The organism is Bacillus sp. CECT 9360 (genome assembly GCF_918741275.1).
Taxonomy (GTDB): Bacteria; Bacillota; Bacilli; order Bacillales; family DSM-1321; genus Peribacillus.
In genome coordinates, this window is sequence record NZ_CAKKNA010000010.1 from 76,077 (window position 1) to 100,023 (window position 23,947).

Annotated in this window: 18 protein-coding genes; all 18 read left to right on the plus strand. The window is 41.8% G+C overall.

Annotated features, from left to right (window positions below):
- Nucleotides 1–277: 277 nt before the first annotated feature.
- The 18 genes from LQ216_RS13545 (at nt 278) to LQ216_RS13630 (ending at nt 23,916) form a co-directional block, all read left to right on the plus strand.
- Nucleotides 278–1,042: a SurA N-terminal domain-containing protein gene (locus tag LQ216_RS13545; protein ID WP_230130012.1), complete on the plus strand. Its 765-nt coding sequence runs from the start codon at nt 278–280 to the stop codon at nt 1,040–1,042.
- Nucleotides 1,043–1,394: 352 nt separating this feature from the next.
- Nucleotides 1,395–2,393 carry a sugar-binding protein gene (locus LQ216_RS13550; protein WP_230130013.1) on the plus strand — a complete coding sequence of 333 codons (999 nt, stop codon included), beginning with the start codon at nt 1,395–1,397 and terminating at the stop codon, nt 2,391–2,393.
- Nucleotides 2,390–3,838: a sensor histidine kinase gene (locus LQ216_RS13555; RefSeq protein ID WP_230130014.1), complete on the plus strand. Its 1,449-nt coding sequence runs from the start codon at nt 2,390–2,392 to the stop codon at nt 3,836–3,838. Before LQ216_RS13550 ends, LQ216_RS13555 begins: the two co-directional genes overlap by 4 nt.
- Nucleotides 3,819–5,225 carry a response regulator gene (locus tag LQ216_RS13560; RefSeq protein ID WP_230130015.1) on the plus strand — a complete coding sequence of 469 codons (1,407 nt, stop codon included), beginning with the start codon at nt 3,819–3,821 and terminating at the stop codon, nt 5,223–5,225. The genes LQ216_RS13555 and LQ216_RS13560 overlap by 20 nt, the downstream gene beginning before the upstream one ends.
- Nucleotides 5,226–5,359: 134 nt before the next feature.
- Nucleotides 5,360–6,637: an ABC transporter substrate-binding protein gene (locus tag LQ216_RS13565; protein WP_230130016.1), complete on the plus strand. Its 1,278-nt coding sequence runs from the start codon at nt 5,360–5,362 to the stop codon at nt 6,635–6,637.
- A 253-nt stretch (nt 6,638–6,890) separates the two neighbouring features.
- A complete protein-coding gene (locus LQ216_RS13570) occupies nt 6,891–7,868 on the plus strand; it encodes a sugar ABC transporter permease (protein WP_230130017.1) in 978 nt (325 codons plus the stop codon).
- Nucleotides 7,868–8,689, plus strand: a complete 822-nt coding sequence (locus LQ216_RS13575) for a carbohydrate ABC transporter permease (RefSeq protein WP_230130018.1) — start codon at nt 7,868–7,870, stop codon at nt 8,687–8,689. Before LQ216_RS13570 ends, LQ216_RS13575 begins: the two co-directional genes overlap by 1 nt.
- A gap of 170 nt (nt 8,690–8,859) precedes the next feature.
- On the plus strand, nt 8,860–13,092 hold the full coding sequence (locus LQ216_RS13580; protein WP_230130019.1) for a GH92 family glycosyl hydrolase: 4,233 nt from the start codon (nt 8,860–8,862) through the stop codon (nt 13,090–13,092).
- Nucleotides 13,093–13,255: 163 nt separating this feature from the next.
- Nucleotides 13,256–14,134: an ROK family protein gene (locus LQ216_RS13585; RefSeq protein WP_230130020.1), complete on the plus strand. Its 879-nt coding sequence runs from the start codon at nt 13,256–13,258 to the stop codon at nt 14,132–14,134.
- Between the two features lie 355 nt (nt 14,135–14,489).
- A complete protein-coding gene (locus tag LQ216_RS13590) occupies nt 14,490–16,541 on the plus strand; it encodes a BglG family transcription antiterminator (RefSeq protein ID WP_230130114.1) in 2,052 nt (683 codons plus the stop codon).
- Nucleotides 16,542–16,581: 40 nt separating this feature from the next.
- Nucleotides 16,582–16,863, plus strand: a complete 282-nt coding sequence (locus LQ216_RS13595; protein WP_230130021.1) for a PTS sugar transporter subunit IIB — start codon at nt 16,582–16,584, stop codon at nt 16,861–16,863.
- A 25-nt stretch (nt 16,864–16,888) separates the two neighbouring features.
- On the plus strand, nt 16,889–18,259 hold the full coding sequence (locus LQ216_RS13600) for a PTS ascorbate transporter subunit IIC (RefSeq protein ID WP_230130022.1): 1,371 nt from the start codon (nt 16,889–16,891) through the stop codon (nt 18,257–18,259).
- 32 nt (nt 18,260–18,291) lie between these two features.
- Nucleotides 18,292–19,143, plus strand: coding sequence for a transketolase (locus LQ216_RS13605; RefSeq protein ID WP_230130023.1), 852 nt, complete (start codon nt 18,292–18,294; stop codon nt 19,141–19,143).
- The gene (locus LQ216_RS13610) at nt 19,140–20,105 is read left to right on the plus strand and encodes a transketolase C-terminal domain-containing protein (RefSeq protein ID WP_230130024.1); all 966 of its coding nucleotides are present in this window, start codon (nt 19,140–19,142) and stop codon (nt 20,103–20,105) included. The genes LQ216_RS13605 and LQ216_RS13610 overlap by 4 nt, the downstream gene beginning before the upstream one ends.
- 82 nt (nt 20,106–20,187) lie before the next feature.
- A complete protein-coding gene (locus LQ216_RS13615) occupies nt 20,188–20,397 on the plus strand; it encodes a PTS sugar transporter subunit IIA (RefSeq protein WP_290369274.1) in 210 nt (69 codons plus the stop codon).
- A 320-nt stretch (nt 20,398–20,717) separates the two neighbouring features.
- Nucleotides 20,718–22,094: an ABC transporter substrate-binding protein gene (locus LQ216_RS13620; RefSeq protein ID WP_230130025.1), complete on the plus strand. Its 1,377-nt coding sequence runs from the start codon at nt 20,718–20,720 to the stop codon at nt 22,092–22,094.
- A gap of 63 nt (nt 22,095–22,157) precedes the next feature.
- On the plus strand, nt 22,158–23,078 hold the full coding sequence (locus LQ216_RS13625; protein WP_230130026.1) for a sugar ABC transporter permease: 921 nt from the start codon (nt 22,158–22,160) through the stop codon (nt 23,076–23,078).
- A gap of 13 nt (nt 23,079–23,091) precedes the next feature.
- Complete coding sequence (locus LQ216_RS13630; RefSeq protein ID WP_230130027.1) at nt 23,092–23,916, plus strand: carbohydrate ABC transporter permease; 825 nt, start codon at nt 23,092–23,094, stop codon at nt 23,914–23,916.
- Nucleotides 23,917–23,947 lie beyond the last annotated feature (31 nt).

A 23,947-nucleotide genomic window follows, 5' to 3' on the forward strand; every position in this document is an offset into this window, starting at 1 on the left:
CACATAAGAAAGTATAAACTTTCTTATGTGCATAAGGGCAACTACGCCTCTGACTTCGCCTTTTAGGCTTGCCAATCGGCGAGTTTTCTTTATCTTTCTTTAGGATGGTTGAGAAATAATATATAGCTATCGCCCTTGGAAAACATCGGTGTACTTCGACTTTTCACTTGTTATTGAGCCCTAAATATTTTCTTTTTACGTCCATGTCTTATACAATGCTAACTAGAAGATTTTTTAATGAACGATTTTAATTCTAGGTTACGAAAGGAGATTGATTATGAAGAAACTCATGTACCCCTTTATTTCAGGAATAATTGCTGTCGTTTTAACAGCTTGTGGTTCGAATGATGCAGGTGAACAAACCAATGATAAGGATCAAACAAAGTCAGCTCAAACCGAGCAGAAAGATCAAGAGAAACAGATGGAAGAAATGCAGAAGAAGCTAGATAAGCAAAAAGTAGAGGACAAGGAAACTGTTGCTATCGTCAACGATAAGGAGCTTTTGGGCCGTGACTATAATATGGCTTTGTCTTCCTTACAAATGCAGATGCAACAAATGGGACAAGATCCCACTTCCAAAGAAGCAGCAAAGCAAGTGAAAGAACAAGCGATCAATAACTTAGTGGGACAATCCCTGATTCTTCAAGAGGCTGATAAAAAAGGGTATCAAGCATCGGAAGGGGAAGTTGAAAAACAACTAGCCAAAACGAAAGAACAATTTAAAGATGATAAGAAATTTGAAGCCGCTCTGAAACAAGCTGGTTTAGATATGGAAACATTAAAAATCCAAACTGCTGAAAATATTCAATACACGAAGTATGTTGAGAAAGAAATACCTGTAGGGGAAATTACAGATAAAGAAATTCAAGCGTATTATGAGCAATCGGCACAGCAAGAAAGTGCTGGTGGTCAAGAACTTCCAAAGCTTGAAGAGGTCAAACCTCAAATCAAGGAACAACTTGTGCAACAAAAGCAACAAGAAAAGCTCGTTCAACTAGTAGCAGAGCTTAAGAAAAATGCTGAGGTTGACATTAAAATCTAAAGTCTTTAAATTTTGAACGATAACTCGAATAACGGACGCTCTTAGGAAGAGTGCTCGTTATTCGAGTTCTTTTTTTGTTTAGGGAACCCTCCCTCCTCCACAATGTAATGGGGCAGCACTTTCTTTTTTGATTCAGTATTTACTATCTATTTACCACTGTATCCAAGTCGAAAGATAAGCCTCGAATACCCCAATCCTACTTCTTCCCCCGATTGTATCTATAAATTTATTTATGCAAAAAAGCTCAAATGTTATAGCAATAAAACGGACCTATCTCTTAATACCATTTTATCTTGAATACAAGTAAGGTATAATGATTTCATAATATTAAGAAAATGGGAAGTATCTATGTATGGGTGATAACATGACGATTAAACGTTCATTTTATTTTCTTTTATTGCTCTTATTTGCGGTGAATCTTTTCTTCATGCTCTATTACGGGAAAGTAACATTCCAGGTTGAGGAACAGGTGAATTCTACACCACCGCCTGATTACCATTTCGTGTTAATTTCTGAAGAAATCGATAATGAATACTGGCGGCTCATTGAAAAAGGAGCTCGGGATGCAGCGAAGAAGTACAATGTTTATTTGGAATACCTTGGCCCTAAGCAGGCTGAAAACAATGAGCAATTAAAGTTTATGGATCAATCCATTGTTGGGAAAGTGGATGGGATGATTGTTCAAGGGGTTGTGAATCCAGATTTTAAGCAACTTGCGAACAAAGCCTTTGAGCGGGGGATTTCAGTTGTGACGGTGGATTCGGATGTGGCTGATAGTGAGAGGAGAGCATATGTCGGTTCAGACAATTATCAAGCGGGTGTGATGGCGGGCAACGCTTTGATCAATGACACGCAAGGGAAACAATATGTGGGAATTGTCACCGGCAGATTGGACGCTTTGAACCAACAGCTGCGCATTAATGGGTTCAGAGACGCAATCGAACAGGAGAATCGCATTGAACTGGTGGACATCAAAGTTTCTAATATCACCAAGAGCGGGGCACTCCAAGCTGCATACGATCTTTTGAGAGAGCATCCTCATTTAACGGCTTTTTACGGGACAAGTGCTCTCGATGGATCAGGAATTGCACAGGTGGTTAATCAGTTTCAACTAAAACCGAAACCTTATATTATTGGCTTTGATATTTTGCCTCAAACGCTGATGCTTTTAGAAAGCGGTTACATAGATGCGACGATTGCTCAATTTCCTTATGAAATGGGATTTCAGTCAGTAGAGGCACTTATTCGGATAAAAAAAGGTGAAAAGTCAGAAACGCTGCAGTATACACAAACAATGGTTATTCATCGGGATAACATTCAAAAAGCTTCCTTAGAAGGGGGAGTAGAATGAGAACGATCCGAAATAAGCTGCTTGTTTATTTTTTTGTCTTTGTTGTGTTGTTTAATGTCGTGTCTGTCTCAATTTATTTCAGCAGCCGGTCTTTTTTATCGGAGTATGACGCAAGTTTTGAACGCTTTCTGCTCATGAATCAAATTTCGCAAAACGCCAATCAGCTTTATGAAAATACCAATGAATATGTGGTGGAAAAAAATCAAACCGCGATTCAGGATTTTCATCATGTCCGTCATCAATTGGAGGAAAATATCGTAGCGCTGCAAACGAATGAAAATAGTCTGGATCCGGTTCAACTTCAGAAATATATCAATACGATCAAAAACTTTGTGCAAGAATGTGAGATTACGGTTGGATTTGTCATTGGAGATGACATTGATCAATATACGAAACATCTGAGGGAAGCACGAACGACATCTTCCTATTTGCAAGAGACTACACTTGCTCTTATTGATTTAGAGTTGACAGACTATCAATCTTTTTATGCCGGAATGGATCAAAGAAATGATTCGTTTAAATGGTTCACGCTGTTTCTATTTAATACAACCGTACTGCTTGCGGTTTCTTTTGCTTTATGGTTTTCAAGGGGGATTAACCACCCGATTCAAAGTCTTTCTCAAGCGGCCAACGAAATCTCATCCGGCAAGTTTGACGGAAAAGCTTTACAGATTGAATCCAATGATGAATTAAAGCTGCTTGGTGATACGTTTAATACGATGCGTGATAATATCCGCCAGCATATCATTGAAATGGAAGAGAAATCAGAGCTTGATCGCCTGTTTAAAGAGTTGGAATTAAAGCATCTGCAAAATCAGATTAATCCTCACTTTCTATTTAATACGTTGAATACGGTTTCAAGAATGGCGTATCTCGAAAACGCCAGGGATACATCCCGTTTAATAGATTCAGTCTCGACTTTATTACGTTACAGTTTAGGAGATAATAAAAAGTGCGTTCTATTAAGGGAAGAAGTAAGTGTCGTCACGGACTATTTCTATATTCAACAAACCCGGTTTGGAGATCGGATTACCTTTCATAAATATGTAGAGGAAGAGTGTTTGGATATCGAAATCCCAAGCCTTACCCTACAACCATTGGTCGAGAACTCCTTCATCCATGGGGTGGAAGGAAAGGTAGAAGGTGGAGAAATTTCTCTCCACATTTATCAAGAGGGGCCTAACACGATTGTCGAGATTAGGGACAACGGTACAGGGATGCCCCAGGAACAAATCAACTCTTTAACAACATTGTCAAACGACGAGGAGGAACAGCCTCACGTTGGGCATTCTACAGGTCTCGGTTTGAAAAATGTCATTCGGCGTTTGCAGTTGTTTTATCAGTCCGAACATGTCATTGAGATTTGTTCAGAGCCTGGGCAAGGAACATCGATCAAACTGATATTGCCGATAAAGGGGGATTCTTATGAACGTGGTGATCGCTGATGATGAACTACTCGAACGAAAAGCAATGAGAAAATTTCTAGAAGAGAATTTCAGTGAGATTACTGTGGCAGGAGAGGCTTCGAATGGAAGGGAAGCGATCGAATTAGCAGAGCAGCTTCAGCCGGATTTTATGTTAATGGACATTAAAATGCCGGGAGTCAATGGATTAGAAGCGATCCGACACATTCGCCAAAAACAGCTGAATATCAAATTCATTATTGTCTCAGCGTATGACGAATTTGAATTTGCGAAAGAGGCAATGAAAGAAGGCGTAAAAGAATACATCCTGAAGCCGGGGAAAAAAGCGGAAACGATGGAAGCGGTCTTGCGGGTTTGCCAGGAAATCAAAGACGAGCAAGCCACGTCTCACAAACAAATAGAGTCTATGAATCTCGCTCAAGAAAATTTTTTGTTTAAGATTCTCCAATACGATGTGAGTGACGAACTGTTGAGACAGCAAAGGCAGCTTTATCCGGAGATGAAAAGCGGCTTTTTCTTCGTAGCTGAAGTAGCGAGCAGGGAAGATAATCGACTGAAGCAATTGCTCAATCAGCATTCCCCATTTCCACATATTACTGCCCACTACGGAAATCAGCATGTAAGCTTATTTATTTGTTCAAAAGAGCAGCCGAAGCTTGAAGCGCTCGTCCTGGCGAAGATGTTAGTAACAAGTTTCCCGACGAATATTCGAATTGGTATCGGCAATCCTCACACGAGCGCCCGGCAGCTTCCGAAATCATATCTGGAAGCGGTCCAAACTCTCCGTGAGTTGAAACATGATAACCGAATCTTATACAGTCTGCCTTTCGTAAAGAAGGAGATGTTAGTAGAAGAATTTGAAGAATTATTTGTTCATCTATTTCAGGGGAACTTCGCTTCGGCTTGGCCGATTACTGTACAGTTGTTAAATAGGGTGGAACAAACGGAGTTGTATATAAGCATAAGAGAAAGATTGGTTCGGGAAGGTATTCCCATTCAACATCTCTCCTTTCCGGAGATGAAAAACGAATGGAAGGAATTCATCCAAAATCTATGTTTGAAGGTGTTGGAATATTTCCATACCAATAATCCAATTGATAAAGCGAAGAAATATATCGATCTGCATTACCGGCAGCCAATCACCCTGGAACATGTAGCCGAGTATGTGGGCCTTAGCCCTACATACTTTACTAAGCTTTTTAGAGAAACGGAACAGACGACCTTTATCGATTATCTGACTGAGGCCCGATTATCGAAAGCAAGGCAATTATTATATGAAAATAAATATAATTTAAAAGAAATAAGCTATATGATCGGCTACAAAGATCCTAACTATTTCAGCAGGGTGTTTAAAAAGCATTACAAAATCTCTCCGAAACAATTTAAAAAGCAGAAATTTGGCGGCTGACTTATTATTGGCAGAAACTAAAATAGTACAGAAATTCATAAGAAAGTACAGAAAATTTCATCTCTTTTATGCTGAAATAATTTTTATAATTAGTAATGAAAACGCTTTCGATTATATATAAGGGGGACGAAAGTTTGAAAAAAAGCATATGGTTATCTATTTTATTAGTATTTTCCTTAGTTCTTTCTGCCTGTAGCTCATCAAGCAGTACAGGAGACAGTGGGGATAAAAAGGATTCAGAAAAACTCGAAATATTTAGCTGGTGGACAGGGGCCGGTGAAGAAGATGGCTTAAAAGCATTAATTGAGCTTTTTGAAGAGAAATATCCCGATGTTCCGATTGAAAATGCAGCAGTCGCTGGTGGAGCGGGAACCAACGCGAAAGCAGTTCTGGCAAGCCGGATGCAAGGAAATGATCCTCCGGCAACCTTCCAAATCCATGGGGGCGCTGAATTGAATGAAGGCTGGGTAAAAGCCGACAAAATGGAGCCGATTGATGATTTATACGAAAAAGAAGGATTCAACGATAAGTTTCCAAAAGATTTAATCGATATGGTAAGCAAGGACGGAAAGATTTATTCTGTTCCGGTTAATATCCATCGCGGAAACGTTCTTTGGTACAACAAAAAGGTATTCGAAGAAAATGGATTGAAAGCACCGACTACTTTTGATGAGTTCTTTGAAGTGGCTGACAAGTTAAAAGCAAAGGGCGTTACGCCACTTGCGCTCGGTGATAAAGAGCCTTGGACTGCGACTCACCTTTTTGAAACCGTCTTGTTAGGGAAACTGGGGGCTGACGAATATACCAAGCTCTGGAATGGCGAACTTGCACTCGATGATCCGAAGGTAGTCGAGGCGGTAGAAACATTTAAGAAAATGCTTTCTTACATCAACGAAGACCATAGTTCCCGGAACTGGCAGGATGCTTCTCAAATGGTCGCAAAGGGAGAAGCTGCGATGAATGTTATGGGTGACTGGGCAAAAGGGTACTTTGTGAATGATTTGAAGCTGAAAGTAAATGAAGACTTTGGATATATTGCTACACCTGAAACAGAAGGACAATTTATGGTTGTAACGGACACGTTTGGCCTTCCGAAAGGTGTCAAAAATGCGGATGATGTGAAAAAGTTCCTGGCTGTATTAGGGTCAGTAGAAGGCCAGGATGCCTTTAACCCGTTAAAAGGTTCAATTCCTGCCCGCACAGATGCAGACGTTTCTAAATATGACCAGTACGGAAAAGATACGATTGAAGACTTTAAAACAGCAAAATTGGCAGCGAGCTTGGCTCATGGTTCAGCGGCGCCTGAAGGCTATTTAACGAAAGTGAATCAGGCAGTGAACATTTTTGTGACACAGAAAGATGTGAAGGGGTTTGTTGAAACCCTGTCATCAGCTTCTTCTGAACTGAAATAATGATACCGAAAAGAGGTTGAGATTTTTCGCTTCCTCTTTTCTTTTTACATAGGCTCTGTTAAACGATAATGTTGTTTTTGGGAAGGGAATCTGCGAGACTCCTGCGGAAAAACGGGCTGGCAAGACCCCGCAGCGAGGTACGAGTGAGGAGGCTTGCCAGTTCGTCCGCGGAAAGCGAGTAGATTCCATGACCATTTGAAAATCAACAATGGAATTTAACAGAGCCTTTACATAAGTAAAGGAGGCGAGAGGGATGGAACAGCCCATCGTCAAAGAAACCCAAACCGCAGGAACGTCCATTCACATACCCCGGAAAAAGAAAAGAAAATTAACGAAAGATCAGATTCTTGCCATTGCATTTATAACACCTTCTATTCTATTGATAGCGGTCTTTGTCTATGGATTTATCAGCTGGACGGGTTATGTATCACTAAGCAATTGGAACTCGCTTGTTCCGGATTTTTCATTTGCAGGACTGAAAAACTATCTATTCTTATTTAATGACTTTCGTTTTCAGGCTGATTTGCGCAACACTCTTGTCTTTACGGTGTTATTTATCGGGTCAATCATTATCATTGGCCAATTTCTGGCCGTGTTGCTGGATCAAAAACTAAAAGGGGAATCGATCTTCCGGAATATTTTCTTTTTTCCGATGGCATTATCATTCGTCGTAACCGGAGTTGTCTGGCAATGGCTATTGAATCCGTCTACAGGGGTTAATCTCTTTTTGGGTAAAATAGGGCTTGATTCGAAGTGGTATACCGACACGACTATCCTGGCGGGATTTCAATGGGGGAAAATTGAATTCGGCATCCCGGTCGCCATTATCGCTGTAGTGATTGCGGCAGTGTGGCAGATGACAGGGTTCTCGGTCGCCATGTATTTGGCGGGACTTAGGGGCATCCCCGATGAGGTCAGGGAAGCCGCAAGAATCGACGGGGCTACAGAATTTCAAATTTACCGTAAAATTATTCTGCCGTTGATGCGACCCATTACGGTCAGTGTCATCATCATTATGGCTCATATTTCCCTGAAAATCTTTGATCTCATTTACGCAATGACCGGATCGGGAGCAAACTTTGTAACCGATGTTCCCGGTGTTTACATGTTTGAAACGACCTTCCGCGGCAACTATTACGCGAATGGTGCAGCCATCGCCATCATCATGCTTGTCTCGGTAGCGATCTTCATCGTTCCCTACCTGATCTCAAGCCGAAAGGGGGAATCGTAATGGCGATAAGAACCATGAGCAAACCTTTGCTATACCTGCTATTAATTGGGCTGAGCCTTTTATTTCTGATGCCCGTCTATGTCATGATTGTCACCAGTTTAAAACCCTTGGAAGAAGTCACCTTAAGTGAAATGTGGAAGCTTCCGTCGACGCTTGATTTCAGCAGTTATGCCACGGCCTTTTCCAAACTTGCCCCAAACCTGATGAATTCTTTTTATCTCGTAATACCTGCGACGATTATATCGGCCCTTTTAGGATCCTTAAATGGCTATGTGTTATCGAAGTGGAAGTTTAAAGGAGCCAATACCGTTTTTACTTTGATTTTATTTGGGATGTTTATTCCTTACCAAAGCATATTGATTCCCATGATTCAATTCTTAAGGGAAATTGGATTGTACAACACCATTCCTGGACTCGTGTTTGTCCATGTCGTTTATGGCATCCCGATTACGACGCTTATGTTCCGAAACTTCTATGCGAGTATTCCGGATGAAATGATAGAATCGGCGATGATTGACGGTGCCGGGTTTCTTCGAATCTTTCGTTATATCATCATGCCGCTATCGATCACGGGATTTGTCGTGGTCGCGATCTGGCAGTTTACTAACATCTGGAATGAGTTCTTGTTTGCCGTGACGATCACGACTTCGAGCCAGCAGCCAATCATGGTCGCGCTCCAGAATTTATCCGGAAGCCAGATTGTCCAATGGAACGTCCAAATGGCCGGTGCCCTGCTCGCCGCCCTGCCTACCCTGTTAGTCTATATTTTCTTAGGGAAGTATTTTGTACGGGGCTTGCTGGCGGGATCAGTGAAAGGTTGATAGGTATTTAGGATGAAGCTATCCCCAAACATAAGTGCATGGCAGTTCATTGGAGAGAGCCAGGCACTTATGGGACAGCTTGATCTTTAAATAAGCATGTTGAAATGGGGAGGGAGGTGTAGTAAGTTTTCTCTATTAGCTAATCAATCTTATTTGGAGGTGCGCATCAATTGACGAAAAGAACCGTTAGAAAAGGATTCAATGTATTGGTTTGTTCAGCTCTAATGGCAGGAATCTTATCTATTCCGAGTGCCCAAACAGTTTCAGCCAAATCCGAGACCAAGACGCAAACCGATTTCTTTACTTCTTTTGAAAAGGATGATCAGCAGCCAAGCTGGGAAAACACAGTAGAAACCGATGAAAAAGGAAAGAAAATGTCCGCAAATATCGATGGAAACCTTAAGTATGAGGGTATTCAAGGCGATATTACGAATAAGGTACAGCAAGTGACTGCAAGCGCCAACAACCCGCCGAATGAGACGGACCAGAAATTGACGGACCGAGATGTGAATACAAAATGGCTTGCTTTTGAACCGACAGCATGGATCGAACTTAAGCTTTCTGAACCTGAAGCCGTCGTGAAATATGCCTTAACATCAGCTAACGACGCTGATGGGAGAGATCTTAAAGATTGGAAGTTTTCAGGATCCAATGATGGCAAGACTTGGACAACCCTGGATACGAGAACCAATGAAGATTTTAGTAAACGCTTTCAACGAAATCTTTATGAATTTGAGAATAAGGATAAGTACGCCTATTACCGCTTTGATATTACAAAAAACGCGGGTGATTCGATTACGCAGCTCGCCGAAATCGCCATCTCCAACGGTATTGACGTACCGCCGCCGCCTCCAGCAGACATGAAGTCGGAAATGAGTGAAGGTCCATCAAGTTCGTATACTGCTAAGGCAAAAGTAGGGTGGACAGGCACGAAGGCATTCACCTATTTAGGAACTCATTTAACAGATCAAAGAGCCTATTCCTATAATAAAGTATTTGATGTAAATATAAAGGTTACCCGCGATACAGAACTTTCTTATTATATCCATCCGGAATTCACAGATAGTGAACAAAACGATTATTCCAGCACCTATGCCTCCGTTGATCTGGCGTTTGCTGATGGAACGTACCTTCATGATCTTGATGCAATAGATCAGCATAATATCAAACTTAATCCACAGGATCAGGGAAAATCAAAAACGTTGTATGCCAATCAATGGAATTATAAACAGTCTAATATCGGCGATGTAGCTGCCGGCAAGACAATTAAACGCATTCTCGTCGCTTATGACAATCCTAAAGGCCCGACAGCATTTAAAGGGACAGTGGATGATATTAAAATCGAAGGAAACCCAGACCCAGAAAAGAAAAAGTACTCTGAGCTTACGGATTATGTGAATATTCTGCGCGGAACTCAGTCAAACAGTACTTTCTCAAGAGGGAACAATTTCCCTGCTGTAGCCATTCCCCACGGTTTCAACTTCTGGACACCTGCCACAACTGCAGGTTCAACGAGCTGGCTTTACAGCTATAATCAAAATAATAATGCCGACAATCTCCCTCAAATTCAGGCTTTCTCAGCAAGCCATGAGCCAAGCCCGTGGATGGGTGATCGCCAGACGTTCCAAGTGATGCCATCCGTTTCAACCGAGACACGGCCAACTGCAAATAGAACCGCCCGGGCCTTAGCGTTTAAACATTCCAATGAAATCGCAAAGCCTCATTATTACAGTGTGAAATTTGAAAACGGCGTTCGGACGGAAATGACTCCGACCGATCATGCGGCCATGCACCGTTTTACGTTTGATGGTGACGGAGGCTCCAACCTGATTTTTGACAACGTCAATAATAGTGGCGGCCTTACGGTTAATGCCGAAAAAGGAGAGGTTACTGGCTATTCAGATGTGAAAAGCGGCCTTTCTACCGGAGCTTCACGGATGTTCGTTTATGCTACATTCGATCAGCCGATCATAGAAGGCGGAAAACTGACAGGTGAAGGCAGAGATAATGTAACTGGCTATGTCCGGTTTGATACAAAAGCAAATAAGGCAGTCACGATGAAGATTGCCACATCGTTGCTTTCTGTCGAACAAGCCAAGAAAAATCTCGAGCAAGAAATCAAGGCTTCAGACACCTTCGATACGATTAAAGAAAAAGCTCAACAGAAATGGGAAGATAAACTGAAAATCATTGAAGTCGAAGGTGCGAGTGAAGATCAGTTAGTCACTTTATACTCCAATATGTATCGCTTATTTTTATATCCAAACTCAGGATATGAAAATGTAGGAACAACCGAGAATCCAAGCTATAAATATGCAAGCCCGTTTTCTCCCGCAACCGGATCGAACACGCCAACAGAAACGGGAGCTAAAATCGTAGAAGGGAAAACGTATGTGAACAATGGTTTCTGGGATACGTACCGGACCACGTGGCCGGCCTATTCCCTGTTAACCCCTACGAAAGCCGGGGAAATGATTGATGGATTTGTCCAGCAATACAGGGACGGCGGATGGATCTCAAGATGGTCATCGCCGGGCTATGCGAACTTAATGGTAGGAACGAGCTCTGATGTAGCATTTGCGGATGCCTATCTTAAAGGAGTTAAGAATTTTGATGTAAAAAGCTTTTACCAATCGGCTGTTAAGAACGCGGCTGTTGTTAGCCCGAATGCAGGAACAGGTCGAAAAGGAATGGCAACCTCCGTCTTTGACGGCTATACGAATACGTCAACTGGTGAGGGCATGTCATGGGCTATGGATGGATATATCAATGATTATGCCATCGCCAATCTAGCAAAAGCGATGGACAAACAAGCAGACAAAAACGACACGTATCTTCCTAACTATAAGGCCGATGCAGACTATTATTTAAACCGTGCTCAGAACTATGTGAATATGTATAATCCAGAAGCGAAGTTTTTCATGGGAAGAAAAGCGTCCGGCGAATGGCGTTCAACTGCAGAAGAATTCGATGAGCGTGAATGGGGCGGGGATTATACCGAAACGAATGCCTGGAATATGGCTTTCCATGCTCCTCAGGATGGACAAGGCCTAGCTAATCTTTATGGCGGAAAAGCACAATTGAGCGAGAAGCTGGATGAATTCTTCAGCACTCCTGAAACGGCATTGTTCGCTGGCCATTATGGCGGAGTTATTCATGAAATGAGAGAAGCAAGAGATGTGAGAATGGGGATGTATGGGCACAGTAATCAACCATCTCATCACATTCCGTATATGTACAATTATACAGGTGAGCCATGGAAAACACAGGAGAAAGTTCGTGAAGCGCTAGACCGTCTATACATTGGAAGTGAAATCGGCCAGGGATATGCTGGCGATGAAGACAACGGGGAGATGTCCGCATGGCAAATCTTTAGTGCACTTGGTTTCTATCCACTGAAAATGGGCAGTCCAGAATACGCAATCGGAGCACCACTGTTCAAGAAAGCGACGATTAACTTGGAAAATGGAAAGAAAATCGTAATCAAAGCTCCAAAGAATAGTAACAAAAATAAATATATTCAAAGCTTCAAATTAAACGGTAAAAAACATAACAAAAACTATCTTATGCATGCAGATTTGGCAAACGGCGCTCGACTCGATTTCGAAATGGGCCCTAAGCCTTCCAAGTGGGGAAGCGGGGAAAAAGATGTTCCAGAGTCGATTACACCAGGCTCGACGGATGGATCTTCTTTATCACCAAAACCGCTTAAAGACTTTACAGGTCCTGAGCAAGGAATTGGGACAGATGCGGGAGGAGGAAGTGCAGATCCGTTATTCGACAATACCTCTTCAACGAGAGTGACGTTAAACGGAGAAAAGCCTTCCGTTCAATATCAATTCAAGGCAGGAAAGCATAAAGCCAGTATGTACACCCTGACTTCTGGAGTAAGCCTTACTGGTGAATCTAATTCACAGGCTGCTGATCCAAAAAGCTGGGTCGTAAAAGGTTCGAATGATGGAAAGAACTGGACCATAATAGATGAAAGAAAAAATGAAGTTTTCCCATGGCGTCTATATACGCGGGCCTTTACGATCAATCAGCCTGGTAAATTCGCTTACTATCAGCTGGAGATCACTGAAAACGGCGGCCATTCGAGCACTTCATTGGCGGAAGTAGAATTCCTCGGGAAGGATGTTGCCGGAGACTTTGATAAAATGAAGACAGCGTTGGATGAGTTTGCAAAATCCGGAGATGTGAAAGGCAAAGTAAAAACTCTGCTGGATATAGAATTAAAGCTGGCCAAACAGTTTGAAGAAAAAGGGCAAAATGACAACGCAATCAAGACGTTGAATGTTTTTCTTAAACATGTAAACAGCAAAGGTTCACAGGAATACATCTCAGAAAAAGCTAAAAAGAAATTGACTGCAGATGCAAATGCCTTAATTGTTTCTTTAAGGTAAGGTCCCTAAGGTGAAATGATCTCCTTTAAGTATGCAGTGTATGTGCCCAATCTACTCGTGAGGGTGTTACACTTGTACTTGAAGGGGATTTTTATAAGTACAAATAAAGAAACAGCATAGCGGGCGTCTTTCACCAATAAATAAGATGAAGAGGAGTTTACTTATGAGATTAGCTGCAATTGAAGCGGGAGGTACAAAATTTATTTGCGGACTTGGAAACGAGCATGGTGAGGTAATTGAAAGAATCAGCATTCCAACTACAACTCCGGAAGAAACCATGAGAGATGTGGTTGCCTTTTTTAAAGGGAAGGATTTCGAGGCAATGGGGATTGGCTCATTTGGGCCTGTTGATTTGAACAAGACCAGCCCGACTTACGGTTACATAACAAGCACACCCAAGCCATTTTGGAAGCAGTTTAATTTAGTGGGCGAAATCCGAAAGCACGTAGATGTTCCGATCGGCTTTGATACAGATGTGAATGCGGCGGCCCTTGGCGAGTTGCAATGGGGAGCCGCAAAAGGACTTAACAGCTGTACGTATATGACAGTCGGAACAGGAATTGGGGTTGGTGCCATTGTCGAAGGCCAGCTGCTACACGGCTTGAAGCATCCTGAAATGGGACATATTATCGTTCGCAGAGATCCTGATGATCGTTATGAAGGAAAGTGTCCCTATCATAAAGATTGCCTGGAAGGCATGGCAGCCGGTCCCGCTATTGAAGAACGATGGGGGCAAAAAGCAGATACGCTCTCAACACAAGATTTGGTCTGGGAAATGGAAGCTTATTATATCGCCCAGGCTCTTGTAAACTACATCCTTATTCTATCTCCGGAAAAGTTAATCCTTGGAGGAGGCGTCATGAAGCAGGAACAGCTATTTCCGTTGATTCGCAAACAGGTAACGGCATTATTGAGCGGCTATATTCAAGCTGAAGAAATCCTATCCGATATTGATCGTTATATCGTTGCTCCAGGACTTGGCGATAATGCTGGCTTGAGTGGAGCCTTGGCACTGGCGAAGAGTGAATTAGTCGGTAGTTGAAGCACGGGGAATTGAGACAGGATAATGCTAAGCAGTATGAGAGAATGAATTTTGAATATGGCATCCATCTCTTGAGGGTGCTTTTAGAAGTTCCGGTGATTTAAACGAAAAGAATGAAATTTAAGACGATGCACAGTTACAAAATAGAAGTTAGTCTAATCTGGATTTTACTCCTTTTACTAAACTAGTATTGAACATGATAACCCTGTACATAAGCCTTATAAATCTTGCAAGATTGTATATTTTCCGTGTTCAGCACAATTTTGTTATGCTTACGTAACAAAAGTTGGTTCCAAATCAAATATAAAATGTAAACGCTTTCTTTTATAATTTTCTTAGGAGGGATGATCCTGTGATGTTAGAAGAACGGCCTTCAATCTTATTTAGCCATCTGGTTCGGCTAAAAAAAACAACGATGTTGCAGCTCATGGATCAGACACAGTTATCAAAAAGACAAATCAAATATGATTTGGATAAGATCAACTATTGGCTGAGGGAAAGAGACCTGCCATCCATCCACTACTCTAGGAATCAATACATTCTCATACCGAAGATAGTATCTGAATTTGTTGCCACCGTGCCGCTGCCAGAAGAAGACTTTGTCTTCACTGAAGAGGAGAGAGCCCTGGTTATATATGTATACTTATTTGCCAGAAGTGAACCCATTTCTTCGGTTCATTTTACGTCCCTGTTAAAGGTAAGTAAAAATACAGTGCTCTCTGATATTTCAAAAATGAATCACAAGATGAGCTCCCTCCTAATAAAAATTGAATACAGCAGAAAATCAGGGTACCACATAAAGGGGACAGAGTTTGATAAAAGGGTTCTCCTGATGAACAACCTGTCAAAGCTACTGGAGAAACCATATGGGGAAAAGATTATTCACTATTTACTGCGAAAGTCTGAACGAATGAGTAATCTTGATCAAATTACTCAAACCCTTCAAATGCTTGCAAAGAAGTTCGAACTTGATTTTGTGGAAGACCGTTTGATTCAATTTGCTTACTTTCTTCAATTTTGCTATTTCAGGCATGTAGAAAAAAAACTGGTGTTCATGCATTGTAATGAATTGGATGTTCTAATGCAAGATCCGATTAAAGAAATTGCCACCGAGCTTGCCCAACTACTGAGTCTCGAGCAGACAGAGTCAGAAATTGGTTATCTCATCATCCAGCTCCATGGTGTTTTCTTAGGGAATGCTACTGTTGTAAAGGATGAGAATGACTTCCTTTTGAGTATTTGTGAGCGAATCGTTTCCGAATTTGAATCAAAAGCTTGCGTAACCTTCGAAAAAAAGAACGAGGTAGTTGAAACACTTTATCAGCACATCAAGCCTGCTTATTATCGGATGAAATATCGAATCCCAATCAGCAATCCGCTCTTAGACCAGATCAAAAATGAACATAAGGAGCTTTATATCATTGTAAAGGAGCTGCTTCTTCCGTTTGAAACCCTTTTAAATATAACGATTCCTGATGAAGAAATTGGTTTTATCGCGATCCATTTTGGTGCCCTGCTTGAGAAGCCAAAACAATTGCTGCCAAAAAAGAAAGTAGCAATCATCGTTTGTCCAAGCGGCATCAGTTCCTCCTTAATGGTCAAGCATCAGCTTGAATCACTGTTTTCTGAACTGTTTATCGAAAAAACAATGTCTCTGCAAGAATTCAATAGTAGTAGTTTGAGAGAAATCGATCTTATCTTTTCTACTGTTCCGCTCCAAACCGAACGGAACTTTTATCTAGTGAAACCCATCATGACCCCGGTTGAAAAAAGCAGCCTCGTTAATGAGGTATATCAAGACTTATTTGGTATAGAGCACCAAGGAGTATCCACCAGGGAAATCATTCAATTAATCGAAAATTATGCAACCATTTTTGATAAAAAAGGCTTGAAGGATGCTCTTAATAAATTATCCTTTCAACAAAGAGCAGAAGCAAACAAGGGGGATCTTCCAGTGTTAACCGATCTAATTATGAAGGATACAATCCAATTTGAAAACAGTTTATCGGGTTGGGAGGAAGCGATCGAGGTAGCAGCCAAACCATTGCTAATGAAAGGAGTGATCGAACCTTCTTATATTGATGCCATGATCGATAATGTCAAAACAATGGGTCCCTATATCATCATCGGACCTGAAATTGCGATACCGCACGCTCGTCCTGAAACGGGGGTTAACCGAATTGGAATGAGTTTTCTGAAGTTACAACAACCGGTTCACTTCTTGAATGATGAAAGGTTTCCTGTTTCTTTATTATTTTGTATCGCCGCCATTGATAATAGCAGCCATTTGAAGGCCTTATCCCAACTGACAAAGCTATTAAGCAAAAAAGAAAATGTAGAGAAGTTAAAAAGTTTTAAGAATTCGGATGAGGTCTTTGGACTTATCCACGAGTATTCTGAAGTTTAATAATTTATAAGATTAGAAGTCTAGAATTGGAGGACTTATTATGAAAATTCTTGCCGTATGCGGATCAGGTCTTGGAAGTAGTTTTATGTTAGAGATGAATGTGCAAGACATTTTAAATGAACTGGGTGTCAAGGGAGTAGAAGTGAGCCATTCTGATTTAAGCTCAGCTACACCCGACATGGCAGATTTGTTCATTGCAGCCAAAGATATCGCCGATGGGATGGGACACTTAGGGGAAGTTATCGTCATTGACAGTATTATTGATACGGATGGAATCCGTGAAAAGTTGAAGGTAGCCTTGCAACAAAAGGGATTACTCTAAGAAAAGCTAAAAGGGGGATTAAGCAATGGGGGAAAGATTTCTCAAATTAATGATGGACATACTGAGCCAGCCTGCTGTTCTTATCGCGTTAATATCATTTGTCGGGCTCATCCTTCAGAAAAAACCGGCAAGTGAAATTGTGAAAGGAACAACGAAGTCATTCCTGGGCTTCCTTGTCATCGCCGCTGGTGCAGGTATTCTCGTCGGTGCGCTTGAACCGTTTGGAAAGATGTTTCAGGAAGCCTTTCATGTAAATGGGGTCGTCCCTAATAATGAAGCCATTGTCGCAATGGCCTTAACTAAATATGGTTCCTCAACTGCTCTCATTATGTTTTTTGGAATGCTGGCTAATATTCTCGTGGCCAGGTTCACACCATTTAAATATATCTTCTTGACGGGCCATCATACGTTATATATGGCTTGTATGTTAGCAATCATCTTGGTTGTATCAGGCCTTGAGGGAATATCCCTTGTCATAGTTGGTTCAATCGCACTCGGCTTAATTATGGCTATCTTCCCAGCTATTGCGCAGCCTTTCATGAGAAAAATTATTGGTCATGACAATGTGGGTTTTGGACACTTTTCCACTCTTGGTTATGCGCTATCAGGATACGTTGGAAAAGTGGTTGGAAAAGGTTCGAAGTCAACTGAAGATATTAATTTTCCAAAGGGGCTGGGGTTCCTGCGGGATAGTTCGGTAACAATCGCCCTTACTATGACAATCTTATATGTAATCATTGCCCTATTCGCCGGACCAACTTATGTGGAAGCGGAATTGAGCAATGGAACTCATTATCTAGTATTCTCTGTTATCCAAGCAGTAACATTCGCAGCCGGTGTTTTTGTAATCCTGTCAGGAGTGCGTCTAGTGTTAGCCGAAATAGTACCCGCCTTCAAGGGGATTTCGAACAAATTGGTCCCAAATTCTAAACCAGCGCTCGATTGTCCAGTTGTTTTCCCATATGCACCAAATGCAGTATTGATTGGTTTCTTCTGCAGCTTCCTTGGCGGGCTCGTCGGGATGGCCATACTTGGTGCTGTAGGAGCGATTATCATTTTACCAGGTGTCGTACCTCACTTCTTCACTGGAGCAACAGCAGGTGTGTTCGGGAATGCGACAGGTGGAATTCGCGGAGCCACGATTGGTTCGTTTGCGAACGGTTTGTTAATCACTTTCCTTCCTGTATTCCTAATGCCAGTCCTTGGAGATCTAGGATTTGCTAATACCACTTTCTCCGACAGTGACTTTGCTGCGTCAGGTATCATTCTGGGCAATATCGCCAACTCATTTGGAAGTACAGGGGTGACGATTCTTGTGATCGGAGTGGCATTAGTAGCTGTATTGTTAGGGCTATCAAAAAAATCCAAAAATGATAAGAAACACATCCAAGCATAGTAGCAATTACTGCTTTTCCGAAGGAGGCCAAAATGAGTATTGCAATGGATCATATTGAAAAATTTCGTGATCAGATCCGGCTACTAACATTAAAAGAATTACACCATCTGGGTTTTGGGCATTATGGAGGGAGTTTATCCATCGTTGAAGCCCTGGCAGTTTTATATGGCGAAGTCCTCAATGTGGATCCTAGTAATCCAAAATGGGAAGACCGCGACTATTTTATTTTGTCAAAAGGACATGGCGGGCCGGCTTACTATGCGGCCCTGTCTTTAAAGGGATTTTTTCCTGAAGACATACTTTACACGTTAAACCAGAATGGAACAACGCTGCCATCGCATCCGGATCGCAACTTGACTCCCGGAGTGGATATGACAACCGGTTCCCTAGGGCAAGGGATTTCTGTAGCAGTTGGAGTTGCTCTTTCCCATGAACTTTCAGGTCAGGAAAGCTATACGTACACGATTGTGGGTGACGGTGAATTAAATGAAGGCCAGTGCTGGGAAGCGTTTCAATTTGCAGCTCACCATCGATTAAACAGACTCGTAGTTTTTGTTGATGACAATAAGAAGCAACTGGATGGTCCAACAAAGGAAATTATTGATCCTCTTGATTTGGTAGAAAAGTTTAACGCATTTGGATTTTTTACTAAAAGGGTGGATGGAAGCTCATTAGAGCAAATCTATGAAGCCATTAACCTTGGAAAAGGCCAGTCGTCTAAACCAATCGCTATCATCTTAGACACGATTAAAGGACAGGGAGTTCCTTATCTAGAACAAAAGGCAGACAATCATCATATGCGTCCTACTAAAGAGGATGAAGAAGCAATTCTGGAAGCTATCGACCTCCTGGAAAGAAAAGTGGGAAGGAGTGTGGTTAGATGATTCAATCGGCTTCCGAATTGTATGAAACAGAAACGACTGAAATGCGTCAGGTCTATGCTAATACAATACTTGAATTGGCGCAGGCCAATCCGAATATTATCGCACTCGAAGCGGATTTAATGAGTGCAATCTCAACAAATAAAATTCAAAAGCAAATCCCAAATCAGCTGATTAACTGCGGGATCATGGAAGCAAATATGACAGGCGTGGCAGCCGGGCTTTCTCTCACAGGGAAAACACCGTTTCTTCACACCTTCGCTCAATTTGCGACGAGACGTGCGTTTGATCAATTATTCGTTTCTGGAGCGTATGCCCGGCTGAACCTAAAAATTTTAGGTTCAGATTCCGGTGTCACCGCAGAACATAATGGCGGAACCCATATGGCTTTTGAGGATCTCGGCCTTGTCCGTCTGATCCCAAATGCAACAGTCTATGAAGTCAGTGATTCGACGATGCTGAGATATTTATTAAAAAAGGTCGCCCATGAATACGGGATTCATTATATCAGGACAATCAGAAAGAATGCGATTAAGTTATATAATCAAGAAGAAACTTTCGAGGAAGGAAAAGGAAAGGTTCTGCAAGAAGGCAAGGATGTAACAATCATTGCCTGCGGTATTATGGTGGCAGAATCATTGAAAGCGGCCGAACTTTTGTTGGATCTGGGGATTGAGGCAACGGTTATAGATATGTACTCCATTAAACCAATCGATACGGAACTCATCGTCAAATATGCCCAAAAGACAAAAGCGGTGGTTACTGCGGAAAATCACAATATCATCGGAGGACTCGGCAGTGCAGTTGCAGAGGTATTAAGTGAAAAATGTCCGACATCTTTGAGAAGAGTGGGTGTTAAAGAGCAATTCGGTCGGGTGGGAAAGACAGAATATTTGAAGTCATTCTACAAATTGACAGCAAAAGATATTGCTAGCGCGGTACAGGATATAAAGATGAAAGAATAGTTGAAAGCCCGTAAACCAATTTTTATCAATTGTTTACGGGCTTTCATTCTACTAAGACGTTTCATTTGTCAATTATGAATGTATAAATCAACTTTACCCATCCTATTACAGAAACCCAAAAGGAATACAAAGTGTTACTCCCAAGTTGATTTTCATGATTGCGGATCCAACTGACAGTGAAGGTAATGAACACTTAAAAATTTTACAAATGCTTTCACGGAGGCTTATGGATGAGAGTTACAGAGAAAGATTGTTATCTGTGTCTTCAAAGAAGAAGCATTACAACTATTGAAAGAGATTAAAGTAAGATCTTCTCGAAAAGTTTGATAGTAATAAAGAGTAGGGGTCATACTGCTTGACCCCTGTTTAATTGCGGATTACATGACTATGAAAATATTCAAAATATTATAAAAGATATATTGACTTATACCATCTATATCAAGTAAATTATAGGTGAGACTACATATCCTTTCCAATAAAATGAGGTGATACAGAGTATATCCGCACCTAGAAAGGTAAGAGATTGCTATTTTTTTATCTTCACATTTGAAAGCGCTTACAGAATTGTTTGATTCTATTAAATTATTAGATAAGAGAATGGGAGAGGTTCTGATGGGAGTAAAAAAGTATAAAAAGATTGCGGCCTTTTCAGTGATTGCCAGCTGCATGTTGTTTAGTGCTGCATGTTCAGATGAAAGCTCCTCCTCAACAGATGGAAAAAAGAAGGAGGAAATCAGTATAACGTTCCGTTCTGGTGGGGGCAGTAATCAGGGGTTGACACAATGGCTGGAGGGGGAGGTCATTCCGGAATTTGAAAAAGACCATCCGAATGCTAGTATCAAGCTCGCCCCTCTTAATGTTTCAGAAGGTGACTATTTCGCAAAAATCGCTCTTATGCTCAAATCAAAAAATACCGCACCGGATCTTGTAACCGAGGATACGTTCATGGTGAATTCTGATGCTAGCGCAGGGTATTTGGAATCGTTGGATGAAGAAGTTAAGGACTGGGATGAATGGGATAACTTTACGGAAAATGTGAAGAATGGTGTGATGGCGCAGGACGGAAAGGTTTATGGAGTACCGTACAATACAGATTCGCGTGGAATTTGGTATAACAAAGATATTTTTAAGAAAGCGGGCCTTCCTGTTCCTTTCGAACCAAAGACCTGGGATGACATTTTGCAGGCTGCACGGACCATCAAAGAAAAATCTCCCGGTATCGTCCCGATTTGGATGAATTCAGGAAAAGCCACAGGGGAAGCTACGTCGATGCAAACATTTGAAATGCTGTTATACGGTACAAAAACACCTTTATATGACCATGAAAACAAAAAGTGGATTGTAAAAAGCGATGGTCTGCTCAATACGTTCAAGTTCATTGATACGGTGTATGAAGACAAGCTTGGACCAGAACTATCTCAAGTGCTGAACGGACAAGGCGGTGCTATAGCTTATCAACAATTAATGCCTAAAGGAAAGCTTGCGATGGGGATAGACGGAATCTGGCAAACTGGCACATGGAGAGAAGAAGGTCCTGCGCCATGGCCTGAAGCCTTTGATACGTTAGGATTTGCACCAATGCCCACTGAGAATGGCGATGCTCCTGGTATTGTTACAATGTCCGGAGGATGGGCCTTTTCCATACCGAAGAATTCCGGGAATAAAGATCTAGCTTGGGAATTCATTAAATTCGCTTCCAGCAAAGAAAAGAACCTCTCACTCCTGAAGAAGGACCGCAGTTTAACCCCACGAGACGATGTCGCACAAGAGCCTGAATACCAGGAAATGCCAATGTTCAAAGAAGCTACTGAATTGTTGGAAAATGCCCAGTTCAGACCCGCGGTCGACAAGTATCCGAATGTGTCCACTCAGATTCAATCTCTTGTAGAAGATGTTGCAACAGACAAGATAACTCCAGAGAAGGCAGCAGAACAGTATCAAAAAAATGTAACGAATATTGTTGGAGAAGATAATGTGATTGAAAAATAAGGCTTTCTGCTTCCTTTCTTATCGCTCGCAGAAAGGAAGCAGCTTACTACTTGGGGGTGTGGTATGAATAGTAATCTGGTTGTGTCACCAGCAGTTGAAGTGAAGCAAAAAAGGAGAAAAGATTACCCGCTTCTCCAATCGATTCTCTTTTTGCTGCCAACTTGGATCATCTTGCTTATCTTTTTTGTAGGCCCCATTTTATTAACGTTCTATTTTTCCTTTACCAATCTCACTTTAACGGGAACAGAAGCGCAGAGTCTCGAGTTTACCGGATTTCAAAACTTTACTGCCATGTTTCAGGATCCGAATTTTAGAATCAGCATGGTAAATACGATTGTTTTTTTATTATTTTCAGCTGTCATTGGACAGCAGGTGCTCGGCTTTATTTTGGCTGTGCTGATGAAGGAAAAAAACGCAACATTTAGAAGGATCATTGGCATTATTGTCATTGCCGGCTGGGTTACTCCTGAAATTGTAGTCGCCTTTTGCTGGGTAGCCTTTTTAAGTGATAACGGGACATTAAACATGCTCATGCAGAATATAGGGTTAAAGCCTGTAACCTGGCTGTTCACTTTTCCAATGGTCAGTGTTGTGATCGCAAATATCTGGCATGGGACAGCTTTCTCGATGCTTGTATTTCAGGCGGCATTGGATGATGTGCCTAAAGAGGTGGAAGAAGCTGCCGTAATCGATGGTGCTTCCCGATTACAGGTGTTAGTAAGAATTGTCATTCCCATGGTTAAAGGATCTATCGTTACCAATATGATTCTCGTCACCTTACAAACATTGGGAGTGTTTACCTTAATTTTCGCGATGACAGGCGGAGGACCTGGGTCGGCCACGCAAACTCTTCCGATTTACATGTATAACCAGGCGTTTGTAAACTATCAGCTTGGCTATGGAACTGCCATTTCACTCGTTTTATTATTAATCGGAATTGTTTCAAGTGTCATCTATATCCGATTTATGAAGGTCAAAATTTAAGGGGGTTGGTACAGTGAGTCGCTTCAAACTCCAAAGAATCCTTCCATATGCCATATTAACCGCAATAGGGATTTTATTTTTATTGCCGCTCCTGTGGGTACTGGTTGCCTCAGTCGACCCAAATGCCCAGCAGGCATTAAAAAGCCCGGATTCCTTGACAGCTTCGAACTTTACGTCTATTTTAACGGATCCGGCGATTCTTCGTTCTTTTGCGATCGGTTTGTTTCTCTCGTTCGGGCAGGCTGTTCTTGTTGTTGTAGTCGCGGGGTTGGCAGCGTATCCTCTTTCACGCTATGCTTTGAAATTCAAAAGGCCGTTTATGTACACGATCTTGTTTATGACATCACTGCCAATTACGGCGGTAATGGTTCCTGTCTACCAACTGTTTACTTACATTAATCTGCAGGACTCTCTGATTGGAACTGTGTTGTTTTTAACAGCAGCCGGATTGCCGTACGCTGTTTGGATGATGAAAAACTTTATGGATGCCGTTCCGCTCGAATTAGAAGAATCTGCGTGGATAGACGGCGCGTCCGTCTGGGAAGGATTACGAAAAATTGTTGCGCCGTTGATGATTCCCGGAATTTGTACAGTAGCGATCTTTACGTTCTCAGGAAGCTGGGGCAACTTCTTTGTCCCCTATATTTTGATTCAAACACCTGACAAGTTTCCCGCATCTGTAACGATATTCCAATTCTTTGGAAACTATGGCATGGTGGAGTATGGAAAACTGGCTGCTTTCTCATTGATTTATACAATGCCCGCTGTGGTTCTTTACCTATTTTCACAGCGTTTTATGTCCCAGGGTTTTAGCCTTGGCGGTGCTTCAAAAGGGTGAATTCTATGAGAGAAAAAGGAGTGTTTCGTTG